This is a genomic window from Verrucomicrobiota bacterium (assembly GCA_027622555.1).
Taxonomy (GTDB): domain Bacteria; phylum Verrucomicrobiota; class Verrucomicrobiia; order Opitutales; family UBA2995; genus UBA2995.
Window position 1 is genome coordinate 1 of sequence record JAQBYJ010000152.1, and the last position, 10651, is coordinate 10651.

Annotated in this window: 10 protein-coding genes; 4 read left to right on the forward strand and 6 right to left on the reverse strand. The window is 46.3% G+C overall.

All coding sequences use genetic code 11. The features are described 5' to 3' along the window. The coding region (locus O3C43_22850; protein MDA1069328.1) for a hypothetical protein at positions 1-180 on the forward strand (180 nt) is incomplete at its 5' end. A 617-nt stretch (positions 181-797) separates the two neighbouring features. Here the strand turns inward: O3C43_22850 and O3C43_22855 are convergent. Continuing rightward, positions 798-1772 carry an alpha/beta fold hydrolase gene (locus O3C43_22855; GenBank protein MDA1069329.1) on the reverse strand — a complete coding sequence of 325 codons (975 nt, stop codon included), beginning with the start codon at positions 1770-1772 and terminating at the stop codon, positions 798-800. Between the two features lie 88 nt (positions 1773-1860). Here O3C43_22855 and O3C43_22860 point away from each other — a divergent pair, with 88 nt between their 5' ends. Together O3C43_22860 and O3C43_22865 are read left to right on the forward strand one after the other, a co-directional pair. Beyond that, entirely contained in the window at positions 1861-2772 is a 912-nt protein-coding gene (locus O3C43_22860) for an alpha/beta hydrolase (protein ID MDA1069330.1), read from the forward strand. A 38-nt stretch (positions 2773-2810) separates the two neighbouring features. Further along, complete coding sequence (locus tag O3C43_22865) at positions 2811-4403, forward strand: FAD-binding protein (GenBank protein ID MDA1069331.1); 1593 nt, start codon at positions 2811-2813, stop codon at positions 4401-4403. 123 nt (positions 4404-4526) lie between these two features. Here O3C43_22865 and O3C43_22870 read toward each other — a convergent pair whose 3' ends face one another. The 3 genes from O3C43_22870 to O3C43_22880 all read right to left on the reverse strand — a co-directional run bounded on the left by O3C43_22870 (position 4527) and on the right by O3C43_22880 (position 6658). After that, complete coding sequence (locus O3C43_22870) at positions 4527-5033, reverse strand: hypothetical protein (protein ID MDA1069332.1); 507 nt, start codon at positions 5031-5033, stop codon at positions 4527-4529. A 341-nt stretch (positions 5034-5374) separates the two neighbouring features. Next, positions 5375-6406, reverse strand: a complete 1032-nt coding sequence (locus tag O3C43_22875) for a prolyl oligopeptidase family serine peptidase (GenBank protein ID MDA1069333.1) — start codon at positions 6404-6406, stop codon at positions 5375-5377. A gap of 15 nt (positions 6407-6421) precedes the next feature. Continuing rightward, positions 6422-6658, reverse strand: a complete 237-nt coding sequence (locus tag O3C43_22880) for a hypothetical protein (GenBank protein ID MDA1069334.1) — start codon at positions 6656-6658, stop codon at positions 6422-6424. A 133-nt stretch (positions 6659-6791) separates the two neighbouring features. On the opposite strand from O3C43_22880, the gene O3C43_22885 reads away from it, so the two are divergent. Then, entirely contained in the window at positions 6792-8885 is a 2094-nt protein-coding gene (locus O3C43_22885) for a RecQ family ATP-dependent DNA helicase (protein MDA1069335.1), read from the forward strand. Positions 8886-9226: 341 nt separating this feature from the next. Here O3C43_22885 and O3C43_22890 read toward each other — a convergent pair whose 3' ends face one another. Continuing rightward, positions 9227-9631 (reverse strand): hypothetical protein, encoded by a 405-nt coding sequence (locus O3C43_22890; protein ID MDA1069336.1) that lies wholly within the window; start codon positions 9629-9631, stop codon positions 9227-9229. 133 nt (positions 9632-9764) lie between these two features. After that, complete coding sequence (locus O3C43_22895) at positions 9765-10568, reverse strand: transglutaminase family protein (protein MDA1069337.1); 804 nt, start codon at positions 10566-10568, stop codon at positions 9765-9767. Positions 10569-10651: the final 83 nt, after the last annotated feature.

Sequence of the window (10651 nt, forward strand, 5' to 3'; positions counted from 1 at the left end):
ACTGGTTTTCCAAAACTTTATCATGCGCATTTTACGGACAACCAGCGGCTTTTCGAACAGGGTCTAGCTAATCCTACCAATGAAGGCCACAATGGATTTGTTGTTTGGAAGGCGATGCTGATCTCGAAAAACCTTAATTTTATCTTCCTCAATGGATTTCCCGAACAACTCAATGTCTAGCAGCCATCTGGAATCACCTTCGTGTTGTTTCTATTCTGTGAAAGTTTCGTACTCCAGTACTCGGCACTATGGGTTGTGAGTGTAATTATTTGATCAGCTTTCCGTATGCTTTTCGATTCAATCCATTCAATAATATTGAACGATCGCTTACATATGTATTTGCGAATCCTGCTCTTACACCACAGTTCTGTGTTGAGTGACAAAACAACTGGTAATTTAAGGAATTGAGCAGTCAAAGAAAGCAAACGACACGCAATACCATCATTGAAGTGGATATGAACCAGGTCATAATTTTTTCTACTTTTTAGAAGATGCCACACTGCGGGGAAAATCCAAAATATCCCGGAAACTTTGGGCACCAGAAATTGAGGAATCCGCATCCCCAGGCTTTGAACTATTATTGAATCTACATGCTCCCGGTGCTTTGGATAGCCTCGAAAATTACCAGTTAGAATTGTCTGCGAAATTCCTGATTTTCCAATTTCATTTGAGAGGTTCCATGCCTGAATTGGGACGCCTCCGATTAGACCATAGACAGTGGCCCAGTTTCCTGGGCAATAGAGCCGCTGGGTTATCCGTAAAACGTGTAAAGGCTTAGTCATGTTTCAAGAATCAAATCAATTTTTTGTTTGCTCCTCAACAAATTTTAAAGCTCTTCGTTCTGAGTAGTAAGTTTTATTTTCCCCGAATTGAATAAATCCAACGTGACCACCGTGGAAAGGAATTTCGAGGTGAAACCGATCACTTTCGCGTGCAAGAGTCATGGGGTAACAATCCTCAGCTAAAAAAGGATCGTCTGCTGCATTGATTAGCAGGGTAGGGATGATGATATTTTTCAAGACCGGTTTGCTGCTGCTTCGGGCCCAGTAATCTTCGGCGCTCGTGAATCCGTGAATGGGAGCGGTAAAGCCTCCGTCGAATTCGCGAAAGGTTTTCATCTTATCCAGATTGGTGTCGTCGAGTTGACCTGGAAAACGTTCCATCTTCTCTCTAATCTTTGTCCGCAAGGTCTTCATGAAACGTTCCATGTAGATACGGTTTTGGGAGTCTTCGAGCCGCAAGGAACTACTTTTCAGGTCACAGGGTACGGAAATGGCCACCGCACTTTTAATCCGTGTATCCAAGCTATCGGCACGATCTCCCAGGTACTTCAGGGTGACGTTTCCTCCCAGACTGAATCCAACAAGCGCGATTTCAGAAAATTGGTCGCGTTTGAATACATGACCAAGAATAGTCTGCAATTCTTCGGTGGCTCCACTGTGGTAGGATTGCAAATACCTATTAATCTCTCCGCTGCATCCACGGAAATTCCATGACAAAACATTCCACCCTTGAATACTGAATACTCTGGCCATCCCTTGCATATAAGCCTGCCGCGAATTTCCCTCGAGCCCATGAGTAAGGATGACGAGTCGTTTCGAGCATTTCTTGATGTTCCAATCCAGATCCAAAAAATCCCCGTCAGGGGTAGTAATACGTTCGCGATCTGAAGTTACCAGCGGAACTTTTCTAAATAGAGCTGGATAGATGGTCTGTAGGTGGGCAGATCGAAAGAGGAAAGGTGGTTTGTAGGTGGATTGAACCAGCGGCATTATTGCAATGGAATGAATTGCTGATGTTTCGGCAAGCTTCGCAAATGTGCTCGCGTTGAAAAACGACTCCGCCCTTAATAGCTGTTAAATGAATCCTCTGATAAAAATTAGTAGTTTGTTATTCGCTTTCACTCTTTTGGCGACTGCTCAACCCTTCAGCAATGAGATGGGCGGCGGACTATCTCCAGACGATACGATTGTGTATAAAAAGGTTTCTGGTGAAGTGACTGAGTTGAAGCTCCATTTATTCTATCCCGAGGGATATGATTCGGTTAGGAGTTATCCGGGGATCGTATTGTTCTTTGGTGGAGGTTGGAACGGTGGTACTCCTGCTCATTTTTATGTTCATGCCAAATATCTGGCCTCTCGAGGCATGATTGTCATTTGCCCGGATTACCGTACCAAGACGAGTCACGGAGCTTTGCCGTATCAGTGTGTGGAGGATGGAAAGGCTGCTATGCGTTATGTGCGCAGCCATGCCAAAGAGCTTGGGCTCGATCCCCGGCGTATTGCAGCCGGAGGAGGTTCTGCGGGTGGACATGTCGCCGCGGCGACTGCTACTCTGGAGCGTTTTGATGCAGGTAATAATCTCGACGTCAGTCCTGTGCCTGATGCGCTGGTTTTGTTTAACCCTGTTTATGACAACGGTCCCGATGGTTATGGCTATGAAAGGGTCAAAGATTATTGGGAATTCTTTTCACCGATGAACAATCTGAAAGCGGAAGGTCCGCCCGCTATCGTTTTCTTTGGCGATAGTGATAAATTGGTTCCGGTATCCACTGCTGAGGAGTATCAAAGGCGCATGCATGAGCTTGGTCTGCGTAGTGAACTGCACGTATTCGCAAATCAGAGCCACGGTTTTTTCAATTGGGGAAATGATAAGTCTCCGGACAAGGAGATCGTTGTATCCACCTTCACCGCTATGGACACCTTTCTTGCCTCATTGGGTTTTCTCGAAGGGGAGCCGACCGCAGTTGAATGGGTGGCTGCGCACCGGTAGACCACATTTCGCAACAAGCATTCGGGCATTCATAGAATATGGATCAGGAGATCACATTTAAAACCGTCGATGTCATTCTGTCGCTAGATTGTTCCGAGAACGAAGAGGAATGGAAAAAAGAGGCCGCCCTGGCATTGGGCGTAGAGGTAGAAGAAATTGCCGACATTCGATTGAGAAAGCATTCCATTGATGCTCGGCAGAAGATCATCAAAATTCAGTTACGCCTCGAGGTTTCGTTGGAAGGACCATTGCCGCCCGATCCGGAATTGAAACCTCAATACAAAAAGATTTCGGATGTTGCACGGAAGATTATCATTGTTGGCTGTGGCCCTGCCGGAATGTTTGCAGCGCTTCGATCCATTGAATTAGGATTCAAACCTATCATTCTCGAACGTGGGAAAGACGCCTCGAGTCGACGGTTCGACCTGGCTCCTTTGCTGCGTGAAGGTCGAGTCATCGAGGATTCCAATTACTGCTTCGGCGAGGGAGGTGCTGGAACCTTTTCTGATGGAAAATTGTATACGCGTGCGACCAAACGTGGACCCGTTCGCACTATTTATGAAACATTGGTAGCGCATGGAGCTCCCAACCGCATATTAACGGATGCGCATCCGCATATTGGATCCAATCTTCTCCCCAATGTGGTTATGGCTATGCGCAAAACCATCCTTAAAATGGGTGGTGAGGTTCATTTTGAAAGGCGTGTAGTAGGTCTACTTAAGTCGGCCGATGGTGTTCAGATTTACGGAGTCCAGACTTCGAGCGGCGAAGCGTTTACTGGTGAAGCAGTTATTCTGGCAACCGGTCACAGTGCTCGAGATATTTATCAGCTTCTGCACAAGGAAAATATTCTAATCGAGCAGACTCCCTTTGCGGTAGGGGTTCGCATTGAGCATCCCCAGTCGTTGATTGATAGCATGCAATATCATTTTCCCCGGGAGACAGACCGTCCTTTGATTTTGCCTGCGGCTCGATACCAGTTGGCTACGAAGATCGATGGCCGTGGTGTGCACTCATTTTGTATGTGTCCCGGAGGATTTATTGTTCCTGCAGCAACGGAAAATGATGAGGTAGTTGTGAATGGAATGTCCCTGGCTCGACGCGATTCACCCTTTGCTAATAGTGGAATTGTTGTGACGGTGGAGCCCGAAGACACAGCTGAATTTCAAAAGGAACACGGGGTGTTAGCAGGAGTGGCTTTTCAAAAAGCACTGGAAGTGCTTGCTTCGAAAGCAGGTGGAGGAAAACAGCAGGCTCCTGGACAACGAGTGACAGATTTTTTGAAAAACCGATTATCAAAGGATTTGCCGGATACCAGTTACCGTCCTGGAATTGTGTCCGCTCCGCTGCATCAAATGATGCCCCGATTTATTACCAAACGAATGCAGCGTGGTCTCACTCAATTTGGAAAATCCAAACCCGGATATATAACTGCTGAAGCAAACTTGCTTGGCTTTGAAACTCGAACCAGCTCGCCGGTTCGGATTCCTAGAGTCCACCAGACTTGTGAGCACGTTGAACTAAAGCGCCTGTATCCGTGTGGCGAGGGAGCCGGTTATGCCGGCGGAATTGTGTCGGCAGCTTTGGATGGAATCCGTTGTGCAGAATCCGCTGGTTCGAATGTGAGTTGAGGTGTAAATGGTCGAAGTCGGAAGATGTCCATTGTGAATAGCCGAAGCAGTTGAAGAATAGGAAATATGAACGTCGACCCAATTACCGCCTTCTTCGACCCCTGCTATGGGAGATTCCTCTTCTTATGGTACTTTTAATTGGTCTAGAAAGTGAATGATTGATTTGTATGCATTCTCGGCCTTCTGAACTAATGCTTCGTCCATTTCTATTTGCTCAGCGCTAGTTGAGGTTTGTTTTAATATTCTACCAGTTTTAATGTTTTGAGATGAATCTCCAATGCCGGTTGCTCCTGTTTTGGGAAATATTTTATATTCCCGACTGAGAGGTTCCTTTAAATGCAAAAACTTTTCTATCTGTTTTAAAGTTGTATCGGTTTCGTTCACTATGTCTTCCGATAAGATTAGAATCCAATTTTCCCGAGGTAGCTTGTAAGCAAGTTCTTTAATGTCTTTTAGTCTGTCGAAGTAATACTGAGTAAACTTTTCTGGATCTCTAAACTCGCCAAATCCACCCTTTCTTCCCAAAACAAGTGCGCTGCGGATCGTGTCGATGGGTTTTCTAATCAGAAAAATGTATTTTATCGGATAGGCGTTAAAGAATTCTTCGGAAGGATCGCTTCTTTTATGCAATATCCTATCCAATAAGTATTGCGGGCTTTTCCATTTAAGTTCGAGCCACAGTCTAAGACGCATCCTATACAAGTCACGTTTTGATCGATAAATTCCGTGTAATTCCATGTATCCATCTATTGCTGAATGACTCCCAATTACATGTGCCAGCAAAGTGGATCGGCTTCTCATGTGGCCAATGATGAAAAGATAACTGACCTTTTTTGTGAAGACTTTTGGGTGAAAGATGCTTGTTATTAGAACATCACATATCGTGTTGAATCTCATCAATAATTGTTTTTCACACCAACCTTTGGGTACGTAATTGACTCCGAGAATTCTCAGGCGGTCGCTTTGGTAAGTTACCTTATTTTAATGTGCTCTGTGACTTTCCAAACGGCCGGTTTACCTTTTGTTTGCAGGCTCAACCAGTTGAGTGCCGCCTCGTGAACGATTTCGTGACCTCCCTTGAAAAGTGTGATCCGGGAGGTGGCTGTGGATTTACGAAAAACAGGCTTATTCTTTCCATAGATGGGATCATTTAAATTGTCGCTTTGTAGTCCGGCAGGAGCTTTTTGGGTGTCATAGAAAACCTTGATTTCCTCTTTGCTAAATCGATCCGACTCCGGGACCACCAAATTGAATGCGTTCAACGAATGCGTAAAAGGGACACTCCCTTTCCGACCGTCGTCGATCCCGTGATTGATATCGAGGTTCACCGAACCAGCATTTTCCAAATAGGAAAGAGGAGAACGTGCACGCGCTTGTCGGGTCGCCTCCAGGTCTATTCCGGGTTTTCCGCCACAGGCTTTCTCGATCTCAGATGCGTAGCGCTCTGGGCCAAAAGCCGACTTTTGCTCCCACCAAGCCTGAATGTCCGTAATGCCGCACCAGGCAGAGACACCGGCCCAAATCTCTGGATGACGACCTGCCATGAGAAGTGACATGTGCCCACCTCCGGAAACGCCGACGAGGTAGATTCGGTTCTCGTCCACGTTGTATTGTGATTTCATGTAATCCACCGCACTAACTATATCCGCTACAGCGAGTTCCGAGCCCAGGGCATTGGGCGTGCGATTTTTACCACGGAAATTGGGATGGATCATGAACCAGTCGTTTTGGATACACCAATCTCCGAATAGGGGTTGTCCACCTTCTTGTGTGAAATCATCAGACCAGGTGTGCAGGGCTACCAGCAGAGGCCGGTCCCCCTTATCGGCTTTAGGTGCATATACCAAGCTTGGTTGTTCCGAATTATCGATGCTGGATGGGTAGTAAGTCTCTTTCGCTTTTCGGGACCATCTGTTTTGAGCATCAGCGTTTAACAATGAACCGAGTATAAAAGCTGTTAGGAGCGCAATCCTTGTGAATCTGGAATGGGTAAATAATTTCATCTAAATCGGGTACTTTCAGTAATTGAACAGTTGGTCTTTTTTGTAGTTGTTATCCGTCGCTTTGTTAAATGCTCGAACCATTTTGTTTTGAATGTTTTTTGTTAGCCTCCGGCCTTTGCAGGCCTTGGTCACCATTTTGTGCGTGATGTGCTCTTCCGACGCAGCTACTAAATCGTGAGTCTTCAGCGAAAATTTTTGGAGCAGATCTGCGATAGGTTGTGAACCCAAATTGCGTTCGATGGTTTCTTCCATATTTTAATTAGGTTTAATATGGGCAAGCAATGGATTCAATGGCAAGTAAACGCAGCTTTGAGGCTTGAAAATCCTGTTTTTGAATGTCTGTGCTTGCAATAAATGCATATAAATTATTGATGAACGTATGATCATGTCTCCTCAGGATGCATTAAAAAAATACTTTGGACTCGAGAGCTTTCGCTATCCGCAAGAGGAAATCATTCAGGCGATTCTCAACAAGCAGGATACGATGGTTATCATGCCAACAGGCGGAGGGAAAAGCCTTTGTTACCAATTGCCAGCCTTGTTACTTCCAGGAGTGACCTTGGTAATATCACCCTTGATTGCTTTGATGAAAGATCAGGTGGATGCATTGAAAGCCAAGGGTATTGCGGCCGATATGATCAACAGTTCCCAATCCTGGCCTCAGCAGCAAGAAACCTTGCAGGCGCTCAAAGAAAGGAAACTTAAATTGATTTATATCGCTCCGGAGCGTTTTCGCGCCCGTTCGTTTACGGATTCACTGAAGGGTATCGACCTATCATTGGTCGCGGTTGACGAGGCTCACTGCATATCTCAATGGGGCCATGATTTTCGACCGGATTATTTACGTCTTGGCGAAGCATTGGAATCACTGGGGCATCCTCTGTGTGCCGCCTTCACGGCTACGGCGACTCCAGAGGTTCAGGAAGATATACGTGCGAATCTGCGCTTACAAAAACCACAGTCTTTTGTTTCCGGGTTCTCGCGACCGAATCTGACCTTCACCCTTCGAAAGCCGAAAACCAAACTTCAGAAATATAGTCGGATTCGTCGGCTTATTGAACTTCATAAAACCGGAATCATTTATTGTTCAACTCGCAAAAGTGTGGAAGAAGTTTCCGAATGGCTGAAGGAAGATGATCAGGATCACGTGGTTTACCACGGCGGCTTGAGCGATGGGGATAGAAGCAAGGCGCAAGATCAATTTATTAGTGGTGAGATCTCTTTGGCTGTAGCCACTAATGCATTCGGTATGGGTATCGATCGCTCTGATATTCGTTTCGTCTGTCACTACGAGATGCCGGGAAGTATTGAGGCGTTTTATCAGGAGGCTGGCCGTGCCGGACGGGATGGCAAACCTGGGTTTTGCGAATTACAATTCATGTACGCCGATAAACGAGTGCAGGACTTTTTCATTGAAGGCGGGAATCCCGATGCGTCATTGATCAAAAGTACCTACGCGCATTTACACTCGGCGGCCGATACCAAACACGAACTGGTGTTGCCGATGGATGAGCTGAGCAACCGTTTGGGGAAGAAGACGAACGGCATGTCGGTCAGTTCTGCTGTAGGGATTTTACGTAAACAGGGAATCATTGAACGCTTCGACGTACCGGGAAGCCGCGTAAGGGGAACGCGTTTGTTGAAACCTGATGTATTACCCGGCGATCTGATCTTGGATGCGACCGCCATGGCGGAAAAGAAACGGCGCGATGAATCCAAGCTGAACAAGGTTATTCAATGGGCCTACTCGAAGGTTTGCCGCGAACAGTGGATACTTCGGTATTTTGGTGAAATGAATTCCAAACCCTGTGGTCGTTGTGATGCCTGTATGTTGATGGTAGATTCTCCCACGCGACCTCTCAGTGAGCACGAAACCACCATTCTTAAAAAAGCGTTGAGCGGCGTTGCGCGCATGTCTCAACGGCACACCAAGCATGAGTGGATTGCCAGGTTCGGTCGTGACAGGATTATAAAATGTTTGGTTGGCAGTAAGGCTAAAACGATAGTGCAAGCAGACCTTGATAAATTACCAACTTGGGGAATTCTGAGCACCTTGACTGCTAACTTTGTTTCCGATCTGTTCGATGCCATGGCTCAGCAAGGCCTGACAGAAACGACAGAGGGCGAATATCCGATGCTGCAATTAACAGAGTTTGGTTCTCGTGTTATGTTTGGCGAAGTTGAGACCGAACTTGCCTGGCCGGAAGTTAAAATTTCGAAATCAGAATCGAATTTGGAGGATAAAGGATTTACGTTCGAGGAATCCCTTTTTCAAGCACTCGTCTCAAAGCGCAATGAGATCCGTCGAAAAAAGGGAAATGTGCCCGCTTATACAATTTTCCCTAACTTGGTACTTCAACAATTGGCCACCCTAAAACCAGCTTCAGCCGAAGAAGCCATGGAGATTAAGGGCATTGGTCCAGCCAAGGCGGATACGATACTTCCAGAGTTTTTGGAAATTATTCGTCAGTACCACTAGTGTGTTAACTTGTTTTTCCCCGTAGACTTTGCTACAGGGTCGGTGACTGAAGGGAAAGTTTGAAAACCGCAGAGTGTTCAAAACTGTAGGAGGGGCTTTATGCCCCGATTTCATCGTACAGCTATAGAACGATCGGGGCATAAAGCCCCTCCTACAAATGACTTGTATCTCTGATTGATAAAAGTCTGGGCTGTTATTTCGTCTTTTATACCCTGTGGTTGTTGTTCGCTTCGCTGTCGGCCAAGACCGGTACTGCCATAGGGTCTTGATTGTGCTGGTCTGTATGCTATCTGACTGAATTGGAAGAAGATTTAGGGCTTTTTCCTGGGAAGGGTATCCCCTTACCCTTTGTAGGCATCGATAATAAAGTTGAATCGTCCCTCATTGTCACCAACTCCGCGCAAGAAACCGTTTTCGTTTCCGAATTCAAATATCCAGTTCTTGTAAGTGGAGTCCTTGCCTCTTTCCTTCCTCAACGTTTCGAAATACTCCAAATAATCAGTGTCTGGTGGAATAAGGTAGGGGCCTTCAAAATCGATAACATTCCAGCCTTTTCGTTCGCAGCTTTTTTTAAAAAACGCTTCGCTGTCTGTTGCCGCGATGCGTTGTTCGGTCGTCATCTGGTTCTTCCCGATGGCATTATCCGGTTTTACCCAATGAACGTGTCTTTTCTTCTTTTTGCTATCCGAAGCTTCGTAGTCTGAAAGCCGTTTAGGTCCACCAAAGAGTTTATTGAACCAGCCCATAATATTTCATCCCTTCCATTGTATTTAGTTAGACGCGTCCATTTCATTTTCTGAATAGGTGGATTCAAAATAATCGGATTCCCCCCTTCACTTCAATGGTTTTTATCGGGATCTCAAAGCAGGGCATGACTTATTAAATCTCGTTTACTTCAACGACCACCCGCAGGTTCGAAGAAACAAAAGCATCCCCATAGTTGGATCCGGATACCGGAGGTATGGCCTCCGGATGGCGATGAACAGCTGTTGGGATATGAGAAGCGCCGGTGACGAGTCCGCTTGTGTTGTCGAATCCGATCCACCCTGCTCCTGGTAGGTAAACCTCCGACCAGGCGTGAGTTGAGCCGGGGAGGGTTGAAACTGGATTGTGTAAATAACCGCTTACAAACCGTGCTGGTAATCCCAGGTAGCGGCAGGCTTCGATAAACAAGGCGGCAAAATCACGGCAGCTTCCAGTTCTTATTTGCAAGGTCTTCGCAGCGCTTTGTACGCCAGGTTCTTCACGCATGCCGTAACCAAAATCGGCTACAATGGCCTTGTTCATTTGGTCAAGCAAAGCAAAGGTCTCGATCGATTGACCAGGCACCCAGAAGCGTGACACCCACTTGCCTACGCTTTGGCTGTCGTTGGGCCAGGTATGGCTACTGTAGGGGAGGAGATCAAGGCGTTCACCTGGCTCGAATGGAAACGGAAAGATGACCGCGCGTTCATCCACTATAAAATCAAGTGGATTGCTTTCGTAGTGTTCGATGACAATTTCACTTTCGATACTCAATATGTCAGACGACTCTTTCAAATGGAGTACACCTGCTGAATTTCCATAAATGTCCCGATACCACTTCATTGAGTGATCGGGCTGAACCATAAGTCTGGAAGATGCTATCCGGATGTCGTGGCCTTCACGCGGGCGTAGTAATAGCAGGTAGTCGGTCAGTGGCACAGATTGGGAATAGGTATCGCCGCGTTTTTTAGTTTTTGTCCTAAAATCGAGTTCAATTACACTACATACAATTGGCCTGTATT